This window comes from Aquilutibacter rugosus, from assembly GCF_036541335.1.
Taxonomy (GTDB): Bacteria; Pseudomonadota; Gammaproteobacteria; order Xanthomonadales; family Xanthomonadaceae; genus Aquilutibacter; species Aquilutibacter rugosus.
Genome location: NZ_JAZHBO010000001.1, coordinates 986,156 through 1,008,150, shown reverse-complemented (window position 1 = coordinate 1,008,150; position 21,995 = coordinate 986,156). Strand labels below are relative to the sequence as shown.

At 61.1% G+C, this 21,995-nt stretch carries 21 protein-coding genes; 9 read left to right on the top strand and 12 right to left on the bottom strand.

All coding sequences use genetic code 11. The annotated features are described in order from the left end of the window. Positions 1–107 precede the first annotated feature (107 nt). On the bottom strand, positions 108–1,904 hold the full coding sequence (locus V3390_RS04650) for an autotransporter domain-containing protein (protein ID WP_331703550.1): 1,797 nt from the start codon (positions 1,902–1,904) through the stop codon (positions 108–110). Between the two features lie 119 nt (positions 1,905–2,023). Between V3390_RS04650 and thiS the strand changes: the two genes are divergently transcribed. Genes thiS through V3390_RS04630 form a run of 4 tightly spaced genes read left to right on the top strand, consistent with a single transcriptional unit; the run spans position 2,024 to position 5,635 of the window. Further along, complete coding sequence (thiS, locus tag V3390_RS04645) at positions 2,024–2,224, top strand: sulfur carrier protein ThiS (protein ID WP_331703549.1); 201 nt, start codon at positions 2,024–2,026, stop codon at positions 2,222–2,224. Between the two features lie 26 nt (positions 2,225–2,250). Beyond that, a complete protein-coding gene (locus V3390_RS04640) occupies positions 2,251–3,036 on the top strand; it encodes a thiazole synthase (protein WP_425493000.1) in 786 nt (261 codons plus the stop codon). A 7-nt stretch (positions 3,037–3,043) separates the two neighbouring features. Further along, positions 3,044–3,757 (top strand): tRNA (guanosine(46)-N7)-methyltransferase TrmB, encoded by a 714-nt coding sequence (trmB, locus tag V3390_RS04635; protein WP_331703547.1) that lies wholly within the window; start codon positions 3,044–3,046, stop codon positions 3,755–3,757. Positions 3,758–3,790: 33 nt separating this feature from the next. Beyond that, positions 3,791–5,635, top strand: coding sequence for an SLC13 family permease (locus V3390_RS04630; protein ID WP_331689198.1), 1,845 nt, complete (start codon positions 3,791–3,793; stop codon positions 5,633–5,635). Here V3390_RS04630 and V3390_RS04625 read toward each other — a convergent pair. Next, positions 5,632–5,970, bottom strand: coding sequence for a Rieske (2Fe-2S) protein (locus V3390_RS04625; RefSeq protein ID WP_331703546.1), 339 nt, complete (start codon positions 5,968–5,970; stop codon positions 5,632–5,634). The two genes, V3390_RS04630 and V3390_RS04625, sit on opposite strands and share 4 nt — an antisense overlap. A gap of 184 nt (positions 5,971–6,154) precedes the next feature. Here V3390_RS04625 and mscL point away from each other — a divergent pair, with 184 nt between their 5' ends. Together mscL and V3390_RS04615 are read left to right on the top strand one after the other, a co-directional pair. Further along, entirely contained in the window at positions 6,155–6,556 is a 402-nt protein-coding gene (gene mscL / locus V3390_RS04620; protein WP_331689196.1) for a large-conductance mechanosensitive channel protein MscL, read from the top strand. Between the two features lie 151 nt (positions 6,557–6,707). Beyond that, positions 6,708–8,126: a M28 family peptidase gene (locus V3390_RS04615; RefSeq protein ID WP_331689195.1), complete on the top strand. Its 1,419-nt coding sequence runs from the start codon at positions 6,708–6,710 to the stop codon at positions 8,124–8,126. Here V3390_RS04615 and V3390_RS04610 read toward each other — a convergent pair. The 6 genes from V3390_RS04610 to V3390_RS04585 all read right to left on the bottom strand — a co-directional run bounded on the left by V3390_RS04610 (position 8,116) and on the right by V3390_RS04585 (position 17,286). Further along, entirely contained in the window at positions 8,116–8,967 is an 852-nt protein-coding gene (locus V3390_RS04610; protein WP_331703545.1) for a TrmH family RNA methyltransferase, read from the bottom strand. The two genes, V3390_RS04615 and V3390_RS04610, sit on opposite strands and share 11 nt — an antisense overlap. After that, complete coding sequence (locus V3390_RS04605) at positions 8,964–12,113, bottom strand: efflux RND transporter permease subunit (protein WP_331703544.1); 3,150 nt, start codon at positions 12,111–12,113, stop codon at positions 8,964–8,966. The genes V3390_RS04610 and V3390_RS04605 overlap by 4 nt, the downstream gene beginning before the upstream one ends. Next, the gene (locus V3390_RS04600) at positions 12,113–13,264 is read right to left on the bottom strand and encodes an efflux RND transporter periplasmic adaptor subunit (protein WP_331703543.1); all 1,152 of its coding nucleotides are present in this window, start codon (positions 13,262–13,264) and stop codon (positions 12,113–12,115) included. Before V3390_RS04600 ends, V3390_RS04605 begins: the two co-directional genes overlap by 1 nt. A 140-nt stretch (positions 13,265–13,404) precedes the next feature. Continuing rightward, the gene (locus tag V3390_RS04595) at positions 13,405–14,409 is read right to left on the bottom strand and encodes a class I fructose-bisphosphate aldolase (RefSeq protein WP_331703542.1); all 1,005 of its coding nucleotides are present in this window, start codon (positions 14,407–14,409) and stop codon (positions 13,405–13,407) included. Positions 14,410–14,560: 151 nt separating this feature from the next. Continuing rightward, positions 14,561–16,033 (bottom strand): pyruvate kinase, encoded by a 1,473-nt coding sequence (gene pyk, locus V3390_RS04590; protein ID WP_331703541.1) that lies wholly within the window; start codon positions 16,031–16,033, stop codon positions 14,561–14,563. Between the two features lie 80 nt (positions 16,034–16,113). Beyond that, positions 16,114–17,286 carry a phosphoglycerate kinase gene (locus V3390_RS04585; RefSeq protein ID WP_331703540.1) on the bottom strand — a complete coding sequence of 391 codons (1,173 nt, stop codon included), beginning with the start codon at positions 17,284–17,286 and terminating at the stop codon, positions 16,114–16,116. Between the two features lie 112 nt (positions 17,287–17,398). Here V3390_RS04585 and V3390_RS04580 point away from each other — a divergent pair, with 112 nt between their 5' ends. Further along, on the top strand, positions 17,399–17,767 hold the full coding sequence (locus tag V3390_RS04580; RefSeq protein WP_331703539.1) for a hypothetical protein: 369 nt from the start codon (positions 17,399–17,401) through the stop codon (positions 17,765–17,767). An 8-nt stretch (positions 17,768–17,775) separates the two neighbouring features. Here V3390_RS04580 and V3390_RS04575 read toward each other — a convergent pair whose 3' ends face one another. Together V3390_RS04575 and V3390_RS04570 are read right to left on the bottom strand one after the other, a co-directional pair. Then, complete coding sequence (locus V3390_RS04575) at positions 17,776–18,204, bottom strand: group III truncated hemoglobin (RefSeq protein ID WP_331703538.1); 429 nt, start codon at positions 18,202–18,204, stop codon at positions 17,776–17,778. Positions 18,205–18,235: 31 nt separating this feature from the next. After that, a complete protein-coding gene (locus tag V3390_RS04570) occupies positions 18,236–18,634 on the bottom strand; it encodes a GFA family protein (protein WP_331703537.1) in 399 nt (132 codons plus the stop codon). A gap of 123 nt (positions 18,635–18,757) precedes the next feature. Here V3390_RS04570 and tpx point away from each other — a divergent pair, with 123 nt between their 5' ends. Continuing rightward, positions 18,758–19,261, top strand: coding sequence for a thiol peroxidase (gene tpx / locus V3390_RS04565; protein WP_331689185.1), 504 nt, complete (start codon positions 18,758–18,760; stop codon positions 19,259–19,261). A gap of 138 nt (positions 19,262–19,399) precedes the next feature. Here tpx and gap read toward each other — a convergent pair whose 3' ends face one another. Further along, a complete protein-coding gene (gap, locus tag V3390_RS04560) occupies positions 19,400–20,401 on the bottom strand; it encodes a type I glyceraldehyde-3-phosphate dehydrogenase (RefSeq protein WP_331703536.1) in 1,002 nt (333 codons plus the stop codon). Positions 20,402–20,501: 100 nt separating this feature from the next. Here gap and V3390_RS04555 point away from each other — a divergent pair, with 100 nt between their 5' ends. Beyond that, positions 20,502–21,296 (top strand): S1/P1 nuclease, encoded by a 795-nt coding sequence (locus tag V3390_RS04555; RefSeq protein ID WP_331703535.1) that lies wholly within the window; start codon positions 20,502–20,504, stop codon positions 21,294–21,296. Positions 21,297–21,300: 4 nt separating this feature from the next. On the opposite strand, the gene V3390_RS04550 is transcribed toward V3390_RS04555, so the two are convergent. Further along, entirely contained in the window at positions 21,301–21,987 is a 687-nt protein-coding gene (locus V3390_RS04550) for a protein tyrosine phosphatase family protein (RefSeq protein WP_331703534.1), read from the bottom strand. Positions 21,988–21,995: the final 8 nt, after the last annotated feature.

The following is a 21,995-nucleotide window of genomic DNA, read 5'->3' as shown; positions in this document are numbered from 1 at the left end:
GGAAAAGCAAACGGCGCGGCTCACCCCGTACGGGATGAGACCGCGCCGATCGCGGTTGAGGTCGGCATAGCGTAACGCTTTAGACCGATACGCGCATGACAGTCCGGTTAGAAACTGATCGTCGCGTAGAACGTTGCCTGCTGCTGTTTGCTCTCCGAGACATTGGCGCTGATGCCGAGATCGGCATCGTGGCCCAGCAGATGCGTGCGGGCTCCTAGGTTAATCGTGCCGTAGTCGCGGTCGAAATCGTAACCCGGGACGGCGTAGGTGCTCTTAGTGGAGAGCGAAGTGGCCGTCAGCTGGGCTGCCGGTTCCTTGAACTCACGGTTCCAGGCAACCGAAGCATAGGGACGCAACGGGCCGTGTTGACCGAACTGCGCTTGCCAGCCAACGCGCCCCTTGACCGAATCCGCATCCTGCTCGGCGATGCTCAGTGCAGTCGAAGCGGTCGAATCGCTTTCGGTAAATGCGTCAATGCTGACCTTTTGTGCCACGACGCCGATGAACGGACCGTGCTTCCAACCGCTACCGTTAAACAGCGCACCCATTTGCAGACCGCCGGTCACGTTGCTGCCATCGGCGGAAGCGGCGTGAATACGGGTTGTGGGGCCCAGTTTGACGCGGCGATCAAAGTCCGTATCCGTCTTGCTGTACGAAGCCTGTGCCGAGACCCAGATCGGTCCGCGGCTGTAACGCAGCAAGCCACCGACGGTGACATCATTCTGGTCGAAGCTGCCGGCAGCATCGCCCATGTTATTGCCGCGCTTATCAAAGCCAACGTACGGGCCATAGCTCAGGGTCTCATTGCCCCAGTTCAGACCGGCCATGACGCCAACGCCGTTGGACTTGTACAGATCACTGGAATCGCCATTCTGATAGTTGCCATGGACATCGAGCCACAGACGACGGCCGTTGTTCGGCAACAGATTCGCAGCGGCAAATACGCGGTCGGCACGTGACGCGCCCGCATTCACTGCGGCGACCGGTGCCAGAGCGAGCTGACGCGGACCCTCGATCATGGAGTAAGCCAGATCGGCCATGATGGTATGCAGCTTGCCCGTGGGGTGCACGCCATCGGCGAACAGGTAGGTTTCAGCCACGCCCGGCGCCACGTAGTTCGACGGCGAGCACTGCACCGAGCTCACAGTACCGCAGGCGGTGGCCGTGGTGTTAGTGATGCCGTAGAGCGACGGGTTCGCGACGATTTCGCGCAGCAGGTTAAAGGTATCCACCGGAATGTAGCTGAGACCGGCTGACGTCAGGCCACCGTAAAGTGCCGTGTTGTACGCGGTGGAGCCGCCGGTCGCAGCCGCCATGCCACCCGCGCCTAATGCACGTGCCGTCGGGGTCAGGCCCAGATCCGGCAGGGTCGGGACCAGAATGTACTGAGCACCTGCTGCAGCCAAGGCGCCAACAGCCTGAACTTGCGAGGCCACGGCAGCACCGATGGTAGCTTGCGCGGGAGCGCCGGACAGCACGGCCAGCATGTCATTGCCGCCGGCCCATACCGAGTAAAGGGCATTGGCATCGGCTCGTCCGCCGTTGGCACTCAGGTAGGTGGACACTTGCGAAGTCACCGAAGGAATCGCACCGAAGGGACCGGTGGCCGCCGCACCCGCGCGGGCGCCGCCGACAGCATAGTTGGTACCGCCCTGATTCGAAGGCGCCAATTGCACCCCATAACGACGCGCCAGCTGTTCGGACCACACCTGATAAGGATTGGTGGTGAACTTGCCGACCGTCGCCGCCCCGGGCCCTGCAATTTGGATCAGTGCCGGAATAAACGTCCCGCTATCGGTGAGGCTGTCACCAAAGTAGATCGTGTTGCTGAAAGTTTGGGCAGTAGCTGGCATGGCCATGGCAACGCCAAGGGCAGCCACCAACGCAGAGGGGCGGAATTTCATGAAAAGTCCTTAGGGGCGAATTTGGAATTTCCATCGAACCACCAATTGAATGGGTTTGCAACGGCCGAAGGTCCTGCCCGCCCCTGTCCCGAGCGTGGCGGTCATGCGAGAATAAGCGGATGAACGTGATCTTGAACGGCGAAACGCTCACTTTGCAGGAACCCTGCACCATCGCCGACCTGCTTGACCGCCAACAGCTGACGCAACGGCGAGTGGCCGTTGAACGCAACGGCGACATTGTTCCGCGCAGCTTGCATGCCAGCACCTTACTGCACGATGGCGACGCCATCGAAATCGTGCATGCCCTCGGCGGCGGCTGAGCGAACCCCCAGTGACGGAATCTTCAGTGCTTAATAATGACTCTCTGACTATCGGATCGCGCACCTTTCGCTCGCGACTGCTGACCGGTACCGGTAAATTCGCCGACCTACCGCAAACGCGCGCTGCCACCTTGGCTGCAGGTGCGCAAATCGTGACGGTTGCGATCCGCCGAACGAATATCGGTCAGAATCCGGGCGAGCCGAATCTGCTCGATGTGCTCCCGCCCGACGAGTTCACTTTGTTGCCCAATACCGCCGGTTGCTACACCGCGGAAGACGCAGTGCGCACTTGCCGCCTAGCACGTGAACTGCTCGACGGCCATAACCTGGTCAAGCTCGAAGTGTTGGGCGATCAGAAGACGTTATATCCCGACGTGTTAGCGACCGTACAGGCCGCCGAACTGCTGGTCAAAGACGGCTTCGAAGTCATGGTCTACACCAGCGACGATCCGATTCTGGCCAAACGTCTCGAATCGATCGGTTGCGTTGCCGTAATGCCGCTGGCAGCACCAATCGGCTCCGGCCTGGGCATCCAGAACAGATACAACCTGCTCGAAATCATTGAAAACGCCAACGTGCCGATCATTGTGGATGCCGGCGTCGGCACCGCATCCGATGCGTCCATTGCAATGGAACTCGGCTGCGATGGCGTCCTGATGAATACCGCGATTGCCGGCGCCAAAGACCCGGTCCTGATGGCGCACGCCATGCGCCTGGCAGTCGAAGCCGGACGTGCCGCCTTCAAGGCAGGACGCATTCCGCGCAAGCGGTTTGCTTCGGCCTCGTCGCCGATTGACGGTCTGATCGGTTGATTTGCGCATGAGCAGCAAGCCCTACACCAGCACCGAAGGCCACCGCCCTATTCGCAGCTTTGTCTTGCGGCAAGGACGCTTCACCGAAGCCCAGCAACGCGCCTTTGACGAGGAATGGTCACGCTACGGCGTCGACTACACCGGTCAGCCGCGCGATCTGTCCACTCTGTTTCCGCGCGCTGCCGAAACGGTCATGGAGATTGGTTTCGGCAACGGCGAGGCGCTGCGCTTTGCCGCCGGCAACGAACCGGACCGCAATCTGATCGGACTCGAGGTGCACGCCCCCGGAGTGGGCCGCCTGCTCAACTGGGTGGCAGAAGATGGCCGTACCAATGTACGCGTCTATCACCACGATGCCGTCGAAGTGTTGACCAACGAAGTGGCCGATGGCGCGCTCGATGAGGTCCGTATTTACTTCCCCGATCCGTGGCACAAGAAGCGTCATAACAAGCGCCGACTGGTGCAACCGGAATTTGCCACGCTGCTGGCGCGCAAGTTGCGCGTTGGCGGCCTACTGCATCTGGCAACCGACTGGGAGCCTTATGCCGAGCACATGTGGGATGTACTGGATGCCGAACCCATGCTGCGCAATCGAGCCGGTCAACGCGGTTTTGTACCCCGCCCGTCATGGCGACCGCAGACGCATTTTGAAACGCGCGGACAGAAACTCGGTCACGGCGTGTGGGATTTGCTCTACGATCGGGTAGAGCCCGGCGCATAAGGGCGGAGCGGAACAGGACAAGACGTCAACCCAATGGACAGTCAGCTGATTCTTACCGGAGACATGAAACTGGCGCTGGCGCTGGTGGTCTTTGCAATGATCATGCTGATGTTCGAGCGCATCCGTGCCGATGTGGTGGCCATCGTCGTGCTGGTTCTGCTTGGCTTGTCCGGCCTGGTCGCGCCCGAGGAGATCTTTAACGGCTTCTCATCCAACGCCGTGCTGAGCATCATGGCAACCATGATCATGAGCGCCGGTCTGGATCGCACCGGTGCATTGAACCGCCTGGCGGAATGGATCATGCGTCGCGGCGGCGGCAACGATGCGAAATTGCTGGTGCTGACTTCGGGTCTGGCCGGTCTGCAGTCCTCGGTGATGCAGAATCCCGCCGTCATGGCCCTGTACATGCCGGTTGCCGCACGCATCTCCGCACACTCGGGCCTGACGCTCAAACGACTGCTGCTGCCTTTGGCCACTGCCATTGTGTGCGGCGGCTCGATCACGATGGTCGGCAGCTCGCCGCTGATTCTGCTCAATGACTTGCTGATGGCGGCCAACAACAATCTGCCGTCGGGCGCGGCCAGCATCGAACCTCTGCAGATGTTCTCGACACTGCCGGTCGGCCTGGCTCTGCTCGGACTGTCGTTGCTGTATTTCCATCTGCGCCTGCGCCGCATGGAGCGGCAGAACCGCTTTGCCGGTCAGGACATCACTCCGGTGCGGCCGCAGAGCTATTTTTCCAAGGTCTACGGCATCGAAGGCGATCTCTTCGAACTGACGGTTACGGCGGATTCGCCCATGGTCGGCATGACCTTCGGCGAGGCCGAAACGCTGCCGGGTGCACCGCGTCTGCTGGCACTCAAGTCCGACGATGCCGCGCGATTAGCGCCCGGTGCCGACACACGCATCTGGACCGGCAACATTCTTGGCGCGATGGGAACCTCTTCGCAAGTGACGGACTTTGCAGCCAACAACATGCTGCGGTTGAGCTCACGACTGCGCGCCCTGGGCGATCTGTTCAATCCTTCGCGCGCCGGCATTGCGGAAACGGTCATCCCGCCCACCTCAAGTTACATCGGTAAAACTGCCGCGCAACTGGGACTGCGTCGCCAGCATGGCCTGAGTCTGCTGGCCATTAACCGCAACCGCAAGATCCTGACTGACAACCCGCGCGAGGAACCGATCCGCGCCGGCGACATGCTGGTCATGCATGGGGTCTGGACCGATTTGGCGGAGACCGCTAAAAACAAGGACTTTGTGGTGCTGACCGAGCACCCCAAGGCCATCCAGCGTCCGCACAAACTCAAAATTGCCCTGACCATCTTTGCCGTATCAATGTTGCTCGCACTGTCTTCACGCTTGCCGGTTTCGATTGCACTGATGACCGGTGTGGCCGGCATGCTAGTAGCCGGTGTCATCCACATTGACGAGGCGTATAACGCCATCTCATGGCGCACTATCTTTCTGATGGCCTGCCTGATTCCCTTGGGCTGGGCGATGGACTCCAGCGGTGCTGCAGCCTGGGTTGCGGGGCACAGTATCGAACAGTTGCCTGCGGCGACTCCGCAATGGCTGATCCAGTTTCTGCTGGGTGTGTTTACAAGCCTGTTCTCGGTTGCCGTGGGACATGTCAGCGCAACCATTATCGTGGTGCCGATTGCCATCAACATGGCCCTGGCCTCGGGCGCCGATCCGGTGGTGTATGCACTCATCACCGGTATGGCTGCCTCAAATAACTTCATGACCTCGTCGAACCCGGTCGTATCAATGGCGATCGTGCCCGCCAAATACACGGCGCAACAGTTGTGGACGATTGGCGGCCCTTTGAGCCTGCTGTATATCGCGGTCTCGCAGCTGGCAGTCAACCTGCTGTTCTAAGGCGCCAGATAGACCCCACCGTCGCGAACCTCGACGGCCACGCTTAGTAGCGCCTCGCCGCGGCAGGGGCCGGCGACGCATTCGCCGTCGTCCATGCGAAAGCTGGCGCCATGTGCGGCACAAACCAGCAAGCCGTCTTTGGTGGCGAGAAACTGACCCGGCGACCAATCCAAGCGCCGACCGGCGTGTGGACAGGTATTCAGGTAGCCGCGCACCGTATCGCCTTGGCGATACAGCAGAATCGAAGAGTGAATGCCTTCGACTAAACCTTCGGCCTCGGCAAAATCGCCGGCAGGCCAGTCATCGAGTCGAATCAGCGGGGATTGTGAGGTCATTGCAAATGAGTGTATTGCGATCGGATGGATCTCATTATGAGCCGTCCGACGCCTGAATCAACCGCGGGCTGCCAAAGTGCGCAATCGGTTGCGGAATGCCGTGCGGGCTCTGGGGCGTGTTTAAATAGGATGCCCGCCGCTTTAGCGGGCTCAAATAACTAAATCCACTGGAGAACAAGAGCATATGGGAATGATTGCAGAGTTTAAGGAGTTTATTGCCAAAGGCAATGTCGTCGACCTGGCCGTCGGTGTGGTGATCGGTGCGGCCTTTGGCAAGATTGTGACTTCATTGGTAGACGGCATCATCATGCCGGCCGTTGGTGCCCTGACCGGTGGTACCAGCGTGTCCGACTTGAAGTACGTCATCACGCCGGCCACCGTCGGTGCAGACGGCAAGGAGACCATGGCAGAACTGGCCATCAAATACGGTGCATTTCTGCAAACTGTAATTGACTTCCTGCTGATTGCGTTTGTGATCTTCCTGTTCCTGAAGGCCTACAACCGCATGCGGACCCCGGCAGCCGATGCCGCCCCGGCCGAAGAAGTTCTGTTGCTGCGCGAAATTCGCGACAACCTGAAGCGCTAAGCCGCGCATCGTTTCATTGCGATTGCAGCGAGACCGCAATCGGCAATGTGAAAGGAGTGGCGCTGCGGGGCCACTTTTTTTTGGCCGCCGTTTTAGTGGTGTGCTTGCGTGCGGTATGCTGGGAAATTACTGTCCCCTTCGGAGCCTATCCATGCCCACACGTCGTTCCCTCGCCTTGGCCTTGAGTCTCGCAATCGGTTCGGCGCTGTTGCCGGCCGGGACGGCGGTCGCAGCACAAGCACTGACGACGATTCCGGATGCGGCGATCAAGGTGGCGGAGTCGCTACGCGACGGTGCATTGAAGGACGACACGGGCTATCGGATTGTCGAATCACTGACGACCGAAGTCGGACCGCGGATGGCCGGCGGCCCGAATGATTTGCGCGCCGTGGCCTGGGCCGAAGCCAAGTTCAAATCCCTGGGTTTTGACAGGGTCTACAAGGAACCGGTGACGTTTCCGAAATGGGAGCGACGCTCGGAATCGGCCGAGGTATTGGGCTCCTACGCACAACCACTAGAGATCACTGCACTGGGCGGCAGCGCCGGTGGCGATGTACGCGGTGAGATCGTGCGCTTTGATTCGCTGCAGGCGCTGCAGGATGCACCGGAATCCGTAGTACGCGGCAAGATTGTATTTCTCGATGTCAGCATGGAGCCGTATCGCGATGGCCGTGACTACGGCAAGGGCTCGCGCGCACGTGGGGCCGGTCCCGGTGCTGCCGCAACTAAGGGTGCCATCGGTTATGTCATGCGCTCGGCCGGCACGGACTCGCATCGCTTTCCGCATACCGGCATCACGCGCTATCCCGAGGGCATCAAACCGATCCCGGCTGCCGCACTTTCCACGGTCGATGCCGAGCAGCTGACACGTCTGCTCAAGCGCGGTCCGCAGCAAATCCGCCTGCAGCTCGATTGCGGCTGGAACGGTACGTTTACTTCGTACAACGTCATCGGTGAAATCACCGGTTCGAGCAAACCCAACGAGGTCGTCGTGATTGGCGGCCACCTGGATTCCTGGGATCTGGGCACGGGTGCCATTGATGACGGTGCGGGCGTGGCCATCACCATGGGTGCCGGCGCGCTCATCGGCAAGTTGCCGAAAGCACCGGCGCGGACCATTCGCGTCATTGCCTTCGCCAACGAAGAACAGGGACTGTTTGGCGGCAAGGCCTATGCGCAAGCGCACATGGCCGATGTCAAACAGCATCAGATCGCTGCAGAAAGTGATTTCGGTGCCGGCCGCATCTATGCCTTTATGACCAGCGCACCCGATTACGCCAAGGATGCCGAACGTCGCATTGCTGCGGTGCTCAAGCCCTTAGGTATTGCCAATAAGATCGGCGAAGGCGGCCCGGGCCCCGACATCAGCCCGTTCGCGGAAAAGGGTCTGGCCTGGGCATCGCTGAGCCAGGACGGTACGGATTATTTTGATCTGCACCACACGGCCGATGACACGCTGGACAAGATCGACCCGTCTGCACTGGCGCAGAATATGGCCGCCTATGCAGTGTTCGCGTATCTCGCCGCCCAGGCCGACGGCGATTTCGGCAGCGCTGCGACTACTCCGTAGCCGCGAAGCTCGCGGCCAGCAGCACCGCCGCGGCGTTAGCCACATTCAAACTCTCGACGTGACCCGTGCCGGGGATCGAGATCCGTGTGTCGGCCAGTTCGGCCAGCGAACGGTCCATGCCCTCGCCTTCGGCGCCTAGCATCCAGACGGTCTTGTCAGGCAGCTCGGCGCGGAACAGATTGGTACCGCCCTCGACCACGGTGGCGAGCGCACGATAGCCATGCCGACGCAGAATGGTCAGATTGTCGATAGGACGCTCGCGCAGCGCGACGATGCGCACGTGTTCGGCCCCACCCTCAGCGACGCGCGCAGCGGCACCTGAGATCCCCTGCGCTGCACGGCTTGCAGGTAGCAGCAAGGCACTGGCACCGAAATGCGCTGTCGAGCGCAGGATCGCGCCGAGATTGTGCGGATTGCCGACGCCATCCAACCAGATCGCGCAATCGCGCGTAGCCGGCGCCTTATCGAGCCACTCCTGCAGATCGAGCACGGGGAGCGGCAACACATCGGCGACCAGGCCTTCGTGATGTTGCGCCTTGGTCAAGCGCTCGAGATCGGCATCATCCACCACACGGTAGCCGATGCGGTTATCGGCACACCACTTGAGCAGATCGGCCGCATCGCGCAAACGCGAGCCGCTGACATAGACCTTGCGAATCGCTTCGGGTCGCTGTGCAAACGTTGCCAGCACCGCATTGAAACCGTACCAGCGCACTTCATCGCGCGAAGGCCGTGCCGGCGATTCACCCCGCTCGGCACCCTCCGCCGCACCGATTGAACGCTCTGCGGGTTTGCGCGACCGTTCGGCATCGCCCTTGTTTTTTAGCCATGGATTGCTCATGCCGACTCCGTATGGGTTGCCGTGTGTGTATCCACCGGCTTGATAAGGGACTCGAGCTTGTCGAGATTGCGACCCACCGTCTCGGGCGAGCGAGTGAACTTGGCGAGCGCCGCGTAGAACGCGGGAACCACAAACAGCGAGAACAGCGTCGAGAACGAGACCCCGAACACGATCACGATGCCGATGGTGGAACGCGAGGCCGAACCCGGACCGCCTGCAACAATCAGCGGCACCGCACCAACCACGGTCGCGATGGATGTCATCAGGATCGGACGCAGACGGACGGTGGCCGACTCGAGAATGGCCTGGTGGATGTCACGGCCTTCGTCACGCAGCTGATTAGCAAACTCGACAATCAGGATGCCGTTCTTGGCGGCCAGACCGACGAGCATGACGATACCGATCTGGCTGAAGATGTTGAGCGTGCCGCCACTGACCCACAGGCCAAGCAAGGCACCCAGTACGGCCAACGGCACCGTCAGCATGATCACGAACGGGTGAACGAAACTTTCGAACTGCGCCGCCAGCACCAGATACACAATCAGCAGGGCCAGAGCAAACGTCAGCATGACCGAACTGCCGGCAGCGTTGTACTCGCGCGACTCGCCCTTCCAGTCTATTTGCGCCTGACCCGGTAAGACTTCGGCTACGGCGGCCTTTACATCGGCCACGGCCTGACCCATCGGATAGCCCGGTGCGAGACCGGCACTGATCGTAATGGCGCGCAGGCGGTTAAAGCGATTGAAGCTGCTGGGCTCGGCGGTATTGCTCAGGGTCACCAGATTGCTCAGCGGGATCATGGCACCGCTGCGACTGCGCACCTGAATGGATTCGAGATCTGCGGGCGATGCGCGTTCTTCGCGGCCGGCTTGCAGCATGACGTCGTACTCTTCGCCGCCTTGCACAAAGGTGGAGACCTTGCTGCCGCCAAGTAGAGATTCGAGCGCGCGACCGATATCGGTCTGGCTGACGCCCAGGTCGGAAGCGCGCTGAGAATTCACAGCAATGCGCAGTTGCGGCAAGGTTTCCTTGTAGTCCGAATCGGGGGACTGGATGTTGGGGTTCTGCTCGAGTCGCGTCAGAATCGCATCGCGCCAACGCGTCAGCTGGGCATAGTCCGGACCCTGCAATACCAGCTGCAAAGGTTGGCCACGCGTGCGTACCAGCCCGCCGCTAACTTGCGGACGCGCCTGCACGCCACGCAACTTGCTCAGCTCGCCGCGCAGACTATCGGCGACCTCCTGTGTCGACTGATCGCGCGAACGCCAATCGTTGAGGAAGACCATGATGCGACCGACATTCATGCCGCTACCGCCGCCACCGAAACCGCCAGGCACGCGCGGGTTGTATCGGGTGATGACTTTGTCCTCGCCGGTGAGCGGTGCCAGGATGTGCTCGGCTTCCTGCACTTGCTTGACGGTGTAGTCAAAACCGGCACCCTCGGGCGCGGTCAGCGTGATGCTGAAGCTGCCGCGATCTTCGGCCGGCGCCAGTTCGCTCGGCACCACTTTGAGCAGTAGTACGATCAGGCCGACGGAAACCACCACCACGCCGACAAACACCCACAGGCGTTCCACGGTGTGATTGAGGAAACGGCGATAGCGCTCGGTCGTCGCATCAATCAGGCTGTTGAATTTGCGCACAATCCACAGCGATTTCTCTTCGGTATGCGGACGCACCAGCAGCGACGACATCATCGGCGTCAGCGTCAGCGCGATGAAGGCGGAAATCGCAACGGCACCCGCCATGGCGACGGCGAGCTCGCGGAACAGGCGGCCGGTGTTGCCTTCCATAAAACCGACTGGCAGGAACACAGCAACCAGCACGGCCGTGGTGGCAATGACGGCAAACGCCACCTGCTTGGTACCTCGTGATGCGGCCAACAGCGGTGGCTCGCCCAAGTCGGCGCGACGCTGGATGTTCTCCAGCACCACGATGGCATCGTCGACCACCAGACCGATACATAGGATCAGTGCCAGCAAGGTCAGCAAGTTAATTGAGTAACCGAACGCATACAGCGGAATAAACGCGGCGACCAGACAGATCGGCACAGTAACCGCAGGCACCAGCGCGGCGCGCACACTGCCCAGGAACAGCCAGATTACGATCAGGACCAGCACCAGCGCTTCGATCAGTGTGTGATACACCCGCTCAACCGAGGACTCGATAAACAAAGTGGTATCGAAGGCGACAAAAATGCGCGTGCCCTGCGGCAGCGTGGTCTGGATCTCGGCAGCGGCGGCACGCACGGCCTTGGCGACGTCGAGACTGTTTGCGGTCGAGGTTTTGACCACGCCTAGGCCGATATTCTGCTGGCCATTGCTGCGATAGTACGAACGACGCTCGGCGGTGGTCAGTTCAACCTTGGCCACATCGGCAAGTCGCACGACGTAACCGTTGGCGGCCTTGGCAATCGGCAGCGACTCAAAGTCTGCAGCCGTACGATACTGGCGCTCAACGCGCACAGCGAAATCACGATCGGCGGATTCGATGCTACCTGCCGGCAGCTCGACGTTCTCGGAACGCAAGGCCGACTCGACATCGGAGATCGCCACTCCACGCGCCGCCATCTGATCGCGATCGAGCCAGATGCGCATGGCGTAACGCTGCTGACCACCGACCATTACCGAGGCCACGCCATCAATCGAGGACAGACGATCGGTCACATAGCGGTTGGCATAATCGGTCAGCTGCAACGAGTCCATCCGATCGGAACTCATGTTGAGCCACAGGATCGGATCGGAGTCGCTCTCGACCTTGGACACCTGCGCCGGTTCGGCCTCATCGGGCAACCGATTGATGACCCGGCTGATGGCACCACGCACATCGTTGGCCGCCGCCTCGATATCGCGCGCCAGCGTGAATTCAATGGACACCGAAGCGCGTCCTTGCTGACTGCGCGACTCGATGGTGTTGACGCCTTCGATGCCCGATAGCGCATCTTCGAGAACTTGGGTCACCCGCGTTTCAATCACCGCGGCCGAGGCGCCTGGGTAATCGACACTGACCGACACCACCGGCGGATCAATGGCCGGCAGTTCGCGCAGAGTCAGGCGCGAGAACGCCATCATGCCCAGGACGATGATCAGTAAGCTCATCACCGTGGCGAACACCGGCCGCCGGATGCTGAGCTCGGACAAACCCATTAGCGAGTCCCTTGCGCGGACACTGCGGCAGGAGCAACACCGCTCGCAGCGGCTGCAGGTGCCACACCCGGGGCGCCGCGATACGGCGAGGCCTTTACCTCACCGCCGTCGGTCACTTTGCCCGATCCATCCACAACGATGCGATCGCCGGCCAGCAAGCCCGACCGAATTTCGACCCAGCCATCGCGACGTTCACCCAACTGCACCACGACGGACGATACCTTGTCGCCATTGCCGATGCGGAACACGCTACTGTCGGCACCGTTCTGCACGATGGCAATCTCGGGAACCACCAGCGCCTGGCGCGGATGCTGAGCCAAACGCACCGTCATCAGCATGCCGGGACGCAGCGCATAACCCGGATTCGCAAATGCAGCACGCACGGTGGCGGCACGGGATGCGGGGTCGACGCGGATATCAACGTTGCGGACCGTGCCTTCGAACGGGCGATCAGGGTATGCCTGCGAGGTCGCCGTGACCGCTTGTCCTTGGCGTACCGCAGGCAGCTTGAGCTCCGGCACCGGGAAATCGACGTAGACGGAGCCGATACTGTCCAAGGTGGCGATCTCGGTTCCCGGCGTAATCAGCGCGCCAGGGGAAATGCGGCGGATTCCGAGCACACCGGCAAACGGGGCACGAATCACGCGGTCGCTCAAATTGGCGCGAATAGTGGCGACCTGGGCTTGCGCGGTTTCAAGCGCGGCCCGCTGGGTATCCAACTGGGCTGCAGAAATGTACCGGTCTTTGGCTAGTGCCGCATAGCGGTTGTACAGCGACTGGGCCTCGCGCAATTGAGCTTGCGCCTGGGCAAGCGAGGCATCCTGCTGCTGACCGGTCAGCGTCACCAGCGGCGTGCCGCGACCGACAAACTGGCCGCTGGCAAAGTGCACGCGGCTCACGGTCTCGGACACCTTGGCAGCAATCGTCACCGACTCCAGTGCTTGAACCGTACCCAGAGCCGACAGGCCATCGGCCCAGGATTGCGGCTGTACTGTGAGCGCAGTAACCGTTTGCGGTCGGCCACCGCCGGCACCCGGACCACCCGCCTTGCCGCCGTTGTTCGCGGCCGCATCCTTATCCGCATCGGAACACGAGGCCATCGCCACCGTGAGAGTCAGTGCAAGCGCGCAGTTAGTCAGTATTCGCAGCATAGCCTCACATTATAGATTGAGCGATCGACGTCATACTCCGTTTTGAACGATCAAACTGGCGATGCGTTGACATGAAATGCAAAACGCCGACCCTGAGGCCGGCGTTCTGTATTTGCAATGCGCGAAGTTCGCGTCGGCGCTTAGGCAGTCCACTCACCGAGAGCGGCCAGACCGTTGGCACGAGCACGGTCAAACACGGTTTGCTGTGCAGCGGCCAGGTTGCCGGTCAGGTCCTGCGCCCAGATCTTGAGTGCAGCCGACTGCATGGCGCGGCCGTACGAGAACGTCAGCGGCCACGGTTGTTCGCCCATTTGGTTCATGGCGTTCAGGTGGGCCGTGGCCTTTTCATCGGACTGGCCGCCCGACAGGAACACGATGCCCGGCAAGGTAGCCGGCACGGTGGAACGCAGGCAGTGCAGCGTTGCAGCGGCGACTTCTTCGACTTCGGCCTGTTCTTCGCAGGTGGTGCCGGAGATAACCATGGAGGCCTTGAGGATGGTGCCTTCGATCATGACGCCTTGTTCGCGCAGCGCATTGAACAGCGACAGCAGCACGGCCTCGGTCACGTCGTAGCACTCGTCCAGATCGTGCGAGCCGTCCATGATGACCTCGGGCTCAACCATCGGCACCAGGCCCTGTTCCTGACACAGCGAAGCGTAGCGGGCCAGCGCATGGCAGTTGGCATCGATGGCGGTTTGCGACGGCGCATCATCGCTGATGTTGATCACGGCACGCCACTTGGCGAAACGGGCGCCGAGCTCGTAATACTCTTTCAGGCGATCGCGCAGGCCATCGAGACCCTCGGTCACGACCTCACCCGGGAAACCGGCCAGCGGGAACGTACCCTTATCAACCTTGATGCCCGGAATGATGCCGTTGTCCATCATGATCTTGGTGAAGGGCACGCCGTCCTTGGTGGATTGGCGAATGGTTTCATCAAACAGGATCGCGCCGGAGACGTGCTGATTCAGGTTCGGCGTGGTCAGCAGCATTTCGCGGTAGGCGCGGCGATTTTCCTCGGTGCATTCGACACCGACGCCGTCGAAGCGCTTTTTAATGGTGGCGTTGGACTCGTCAATGGCGATGATGCCCTTACCGGGGGCGACCATGGCCAGTGCGATTTCGGCTAGCGTTTCGATGCTCATGAAAATCCTCAAATCTGGGCGAAATTGGCTGCGAAATTATACCCTGCATACCAATGCAAAGGGAGTTTCCCGGACGACTTTCGGATGATTGAGAGGAATTCAGCCCCTCAGCCACGCACTACGGCTGCAGCGGGAGGTGCCATCGTGCCGATTACAGGCTAGCCAGGCCTACTGCCTGCCCGTTGACGCCGACCTGCAGCAGACGCAGGGTATTGGTGCCGCCTCGGCGATCCATCTCATCGCCATTGGTGACGATGACGTGGTCGCCGACATTGAGCAAACCGGCCTCGAACAGTTGACGAGTAGCAAAGCGGGTCGCCTCACGCGCCGAGATGCCGCGATACTCAAAGGCAACCGGATTCACATCGCGCATCAGGGCCATGCGTCGCCGCGCCGAGGCAAAGCCCGACATTGCATAAATCTGCGCCGGGGAGCGGAATCGCGACAGGAATCGAGCCGTGCCTCCGGTATCCGTCATGGCGACAATGGCACGCACCTGCATGTGCTCGCTCAGGAACATGGCCGCCATGGCGATGGCCTGATCGGAGCGCTGCAAGTTGCGCGGCGCTTTTTCAAAATCGGTGTCGTGGTCAAACTGTCGTTCGGCACCCAGACAGATGCGAGCCATCGCCTCGACCGCCTTGACCGGGAACGAGCCGGCCGCCGTCTCCTGCGAGAGCATCACGGCATCGGTGCCGTCAATCACGGCATTGGCCACGTCCAGCACTTCGGCACGCGTCGGAATCGGGCTTTCGACCATGGACTGCAGCATTTGTGTGGCTGTAATCACCACTCGATCCTGCTCCAACGACGCGCGGATGATCTTTTTCTGCAGGCCGGGCAATTCGGCATCGCCAATTTCCACACCGAGATCCCCGCGGGCCACCATCACCACATCGGAGGCCGCCACGATCTCGTGCAGATTTTCGATCGCTTCGGCCCGCTCAATCTTGGCGACCAGGTGGGCATCGCTACCGTGTGATTGTGCGACGCGGCGCGCCTCGTTCATGTCCTCGGCATTGCGGCAGAACGAGACGGCAATAAAGTCCGCCTTCAGTTCCGCAGCTACCGCGATCAGCTCCTTGTCGCGCTCGGTCAGCGCGCCCAGCGACAAGCCACCGCCCAACTTATTGAGCCCTTTACGGTCACTCAGATAGCCATCGTTCTGCACAATCGTATGGATGACATCGCCTTCGATCTGCGTCACCCGCAGCTGCATCATGCCGTCATCCAGCAACAGCAAATCGCCGGTTTTCACGTCGCCCGGCAGATCGAGGTAGCTCACACCGACTTGCTGTTCATCTCCCGCCGGCGCATCATCACGCGCAATCAGGCGGAACGGCTCCCCCGCCCGCAGCGCCACTTTGCCCAGAGCAAAACGTTCGATGCGGATCTTGGGGCCGGGCAGATCGCATAGGATGCCGACTTCGCGCCCGACCTTGGCGGCCGCCGCACGGACGGCCTCGGCACGAGCCACCTGCGCCGACGGATCACCGTGGGAGAAATTCAGGCGCACGACATCGACACCAGCGGCCAAAATGGCATCGAGCACGGCGGGGTCATCGGTCGCAGGACCGAGTGTGGCGAGAATCTTGGTACGGCGGTTGGTCAGCGGAGTGCTCATGTGCAGCATTTAAGAACCGAATAGGGGTTCCGCCACGCTAGCACACTGCGTTTACCGCGCCACCTGCATACGATTTCCGTTTAGCCGCGCGCTTCGAGCGCCGCCACGGCCGGCAAGGTCTTGCCCTCAAGAAACTCAAGGAAGGCTCCACCACCGGTCGAGATATACGACACCTCATCGGCAATGCCGTACTTGTCGACTGCGGCCAAGGTATCACCGCCACCGGCAATCGAGAACGCCTTAGAGGCAGCAATGGCGCGGGCCATCGCCTCAGTCCCCTTGCCGAAGGCATCAAACTCGAACACACCGACAGGCCCGTTCCAGACCACCGTACCGGCCTTGGCGATCAGTTCGGCGTACTGCTTGGCCGTCTCCGGTCCGATGTCCAGAATCATGTCCTCGGCTCCGACCGCATCTACGGCTTTGACCGTGGCCTGCGCATCGGCAGCGAATCGATCGGCCACTACGACATCAACCGGCAGCGGGATGTTGGCGCCACGCGCTTGCGCATCGGCCATGATCCGGCGCGCGGTATCGAGCAGGTCCGGTTCCACCAGCGACTTGCCGACCGAGTGCCCCATGGCGGCGATAAACGTATTGGCGATGCCACCACCGACGATTAGCTGATCGACCTTGTTGACCAGCGAGCCCAGCAGTTCCAGCTTGGTGCTGACCTTGGAGCCGGCCACGATGGCCAGCAGCGGCCGTGCCGGTGCCTGCAGCGCCAGATGCAGCGCATCCAGTTCGGCCATCAGCAAGGGACCACCGGCGGCCACCTTGGCCTGCCGAATCACGCCATGGGTCGAAGCCTGCGCGCGATGGGCCGTGCCGAACGCATCCATCACGAACACATCGGCCAAGGCCGCGTACTTTTTGGAGAGGGTCTCATCATCCTTGCCCTCGCCGACGTTCATGCGGCAGTTTTCCAGCAACTTGATCTGACCGGGTTCAATGGCCACGCCATCGGTCCAGTCGCGCACGAGTTCGACATCCTGACCCAACAGCTCGCTCAAGCGCGCGGCAACGGGGGCGAGCGAATCCGCTTCGGACCATTGGCCCTCGGTCGGGCGACCCAAGTGCGAAGTCACCATCACGGCAGCGCGCTGCTCCAGCGCCAGACGCAAGGTCGGCAGGCTCGCCACAATACGCTGCTCCGAGGTCACGCGGCCGTTTTCAATTGGCACATTCAGATCCTGACGAATCAGTACCCGCTTGCCTTTGAGATCCAAGTCCGACATCCGCGCAATGGCCATGCACCGCTCCCGCTCGTTTATGAATGAGGGCTTATTTTAGCAGTCCGAACGGAGCCGGCCGACGACCCGCGATTTAGGCACGCTTCGGTTTGGATATGCTTTACTGCGGTTTATGAACACAAACCGCAACACGCTAATTCTTGTCTCCGCCGCCATGGCCTTGGCGACGGCATTGCCGGCCTCCGCGCAGAGTGTGCGCCTTAAGGGCAACACCATGGCTTCACCGGAGCTGCAGTCTGCTACGGTCACACAACTGATGGAACGCTTCACGCCGGCCACCCGGTGCCAGCGACCCGAACGCATCGAGCCCAAGACGCTGGCCCTTCAGCCGCGTTTGGATAAGGCCAAAAAGCCCATCGGACTGGCCAAGGTCAAGGAGCAGTGGACGATCAATGGCTGCGGCAAGCAACGCAGCTACCAGGTGATCTACACGCTCGATGAGAAAAAGGGCACCCACATCGAGATCGTCGACGCCAAGTAAGCGCTCGCTTACTGCCCCACTACGGGCAGGCCCAAATCGCGCCCGCCATGGGCTCCCGTCAGGCCGAGTCCGTACTTGAGGCTATGTCCAATGCGTTCTGCGTAATGCTGCAACTCGGTCGCGGCATCGGGCTCGAGCAGTTCATCGGTGGTTTGTCGCCACAAGTCCAGCCACTGCGCAAAGTGCTCAAAGCGCACGCCCTTATTGAAATGCTGACGCATCGGATTGCCGCGATAGGTTTGCGTCTTGAGCGCAACCGAACTCCAGAACGAGCTCAGCAGCGCTTTGTGCTCGGGCCAATCGTGCACAGCGGCATTGAACACCGGCCCCAGGTCAGGATGCACACGCACGCGGTCGTAAAACACATCAATCAAAGTGGCGATATTCGCTTCGGTCAGCGGTAAGCGCGACGCACCGGGCGTGGACTTAACGGTCATGCCGCACACTCCGAAAAAGCGACCGGACAGTTCATGGCGTCTCCTGACTTTTGTGAGCGAGCGCAGCGGCGTTTGCTTCCCAGTTTTCGCCATCGAAGGCCACCACGGTCACCCGCTCCGGCTCCGTGTCCAGACAGCGCAGGTTGATGTCCATGCCGTCGGGATTGGAGCGCGGGACGTAGAACGGCTTGATACCGCAGACGCGACAAAACAGATGCTTGGCCACGCCGGTATTGAAGGTGTACTCGGCCAGCGACTCCTGCCCCTGCAACAGAGTGAAGCGCGAGGCCGGCACGATCAGATGCAGAAAACCGGACTTGCGGCAGATCGAGCAGTTGCAGTCCTCGACCTCGACGAAGGCGGGAATCTGCACCTGAAAGCGAACCGCACCGCAGTGGCAGCCGCCGGTTCTGGTGGTCAGTGTTTCCATGTCTCCATGGTACCAAACGCACAACAGCCAACCGAAGAGCCTGTCGAAGGCGGTATTGGTTTCGGAGTTCGGTTCCGCGGTAAGATCGACCACGAATACGTTACAAACATTTGGAGTCACAACATGTCACAGGTCACGTTAAGCGGTAACCCCATTCAAGTCGACGGCACCTTTCCTGCCGTTGGCGATCAGGCCAAGCCATTCGAACTCGTCGGCGCGGAACTGAAGCCCGTCGCATTGAGCGACTTCGGCGGTCAGCGCAAGGTGCTGAATATCTTCCCCAGCGTCGACACCGGCGTCTGCGCGACCTCGGTACGCAAGTTCAACGAAGCGGCCAGCACGCTGGAAAACACGGTGGTGTTAGGCATCTCAGCCGACCTGCCGTTTGCGCAAGCACGTTTCTGTGGCGCCGAAGGTCTCACCAACGTGCACATGGGTTCACTGATGCGCCATCCTTCGTTTGCGAATGACTATGGCGTTGCGATTGCCAACGGCCCCTTACAAGGCGTTACCGCACGCGCCGTGGTGGTCCTTGATGAAAACGACAAGGTGATCCATTCCGAACTGGTGCCCGAAATCAGCTCGGAACCCAACTACGATGCCGCATTAGCCGTTCTGAAGTCCTAAGAACTTTTAACTGCGCGGCGTCAGACGCCGCTGGCTCGTCATCTTGTTGCGCGCCTAGTCTCCATGGTGCCAAACGTGCAACGTCCACCCGAAGGTGGCCGTTGCAGATAACGCGCGTTTGTGAAAAGGTGCCGGCGATTAGCCTGCGATCACTTTGCACATTTCCAGGCACTTGTTGGAGTAACCCCACTCGTTGTCGTACCACGACACCAGCTTGACGAAGGTCTTGTCGAGGGCGATACCGGCTTCGGCATCGAAGATCGAGGTGCGCGTGTCACCGCGGAAATCGGTGGCGACGACCTTGTCCTCGGTGTAGCCGAGCACGCCATTAAGCGCGCCCTGCGACTGGGCCTTCATTTCGGCGCAGATGTCTTCGTAGCTGGCTTCGGAGTTCAGTTCGACGGTCAGATCGACCACGGACACATCGGAAGTCGGAACGCGGAACGACATGCCGGTCAGCTTGCCCTTCAGGTCCGGCAGCACAACGCCAACGGCCTTGGCCGCACCGGTGCTGGACGGAATGATGTTTTCCAGAATGCCGCGGCCGCCGCGCCAGTCCTTGTTCGAAGGACCGTCAACGGTTTTTTGCGTCGCCGTGGCAGCGTGCACGGTGGTCATCAGGCCGCGCTTGATGCCCCACTTGTCGTGCAGCACCTTGGCGATCGGAGCCAGACAGTTCGTGGTGCACGAGGCATTGGAGATGATGGCCTCGCCCTTGTAGGTGTCGTGGTTGACGCCGTACACGAACATCGGGGTGTCGTCCTTGGACGGAGCGGACAGCAGCACCTTCTTGGCGCCTGCATCGAGATGCTTTTGCGCGCTGGCCTTGTCCAGGAACAGACCGGTCGATTCGATCACCACTTCGGCGCCGACTTCGTCCCACTTCAGGGCGGCCGGATCGCGCTCCTGGGTCAGACGGATCTTTTTGCCGTTGACGATGAGGTTGTTGCCTTCGACCTGGATATCGGCGTCAAAACGGCCATGCACGGAGTCGTACTTGAGCATGTAAGCCAGGTAGTCGGGCTCCAGCAGATCGTTAATGCCCACAATCTCGATGTCATCACCGAAGTTCAGGAACGCCGAACGGAACACGTTGCGACCGATGCGACCAAAACCGTTAATCCCTACCTTGACTGCCATTTACGACTCCAACAATGCGGATTGAATGTGCGCATCATTGTACTGGATTGTGACCAATGGCACCGTGGCGTGCACCGCGGTTTAAGGCTACGCTTGCACCATGAGACGAATTCTTACGGTGATGTTGATCTCGATGGCGCTGCTGCCATCGTCGGGTTGGGCTTGGGGCAAACAGGGTCACCGCCTGGTGGCGGTATTGGCCCAGGAACAGCTGACGCCGCAGGCGCTGGGCCAAGTTCGCGCCCTGCTCGCCGGCGAATCCGACCCGAATCTCGGTGCCATCGCCAACTGGGCCGATGAGCTGCGCGACTCCGATCCGCAACGGTTCCGGGCCACTTCGGCCTGGCATTACATCAACATGGGCGAAGACGGCTGCGTCTATCTGCCCAAGTCACGCTGCGCCGACGGCCAGTGCATCGTCAGTGCGCTCACAAGTCAGGCCGCTCTACTGGCCGACCCGTCGCAATCGTTGGCTACGCGTCGCGATGCGCTCAAGTTCGTGGTGCATCTGACCGGCGATGCGCATCAGCCGCTGCACGCGGGCTACGCCCACGACAAGGGCGGCAATACAGTGCAGCTGCAGTTCAACGGCAAAGGTACCAACCTGCACCGCGTGTGGGACAGTGACATGTTGTACGACCGTCACCTCAACGACGCGGCCTATCTCGATGTCCTGCGTCCCCTGCTCAAGACCACACCGACACTCCCCGTCGAGCATCGCAACAGCGCGTCCATGGTCGTTGCGGCCTGCAATATCGATCTGAAACCCGCGCTCTACCCGCGCGGCGCCCAGCTGGAGCGCAGCTATATTGAGCAGTGGCGCCCGGTTGCCGAACAGCAGATCGTTTCCGCATCGAAGGAACTGGCGGAAATCCTAAACGCGATACTGCGCTGATTGACTAGCGGCTAGCGGGCTTGGCCGGCGCCACAGTAGCGGGCGCCACAGGCACACCGGTTAGCACGCTCTGCACGGTCGGCGCCAGACCGGTAAGACCGGCCTGACGACCAAAGGTCATCGCCTCGGTCACGGACATGCCGCCGCCGTAATGCGCGGCCAGAGTCAGCAGGGCCGATGCCCGATTGCCCGAGGCACAGTGCACCAGCACCCCACCCTTGGCGTCCTTGAGCTGTTGCCACAGCAGTTGGGCCTTGGCGCGGGTCAAATCGTGCGGCCCGGCCACCGGGATCTCGACATAACGCAGGCCTGCGGTACGGACCTCGGCGCCTTCGTCACGAATACCGAGCTCGGATGCCGGGCGCAGATTAATCACGGTCCGCACACCGGCGTTGGCGGCATGCTCCCACGCGCTCGGCGTCGGCTGTCCGCCAACCAGCAAGGCCACAGTCGGCCGCCGCAAGTTCGGGATGTTCTGCTGCAAGCGCTGCGCCAGGGTGGAGATGTTGTACACCGGGTTGGCGGGCAGATAGGTGGTGACGCGCGTGGGCTCCTTGAAAGCGCCCACACGCAAATCGCTCTGATTCACCACCGGCGCATCATTTACCGGGGCGGTTTGGGCTTGTACAAGCGGCACGAAGGCCAACCCGACAGCCAAGCCCAGCCATCGCAGGATATGGATCCGTGTCATCCCGACAT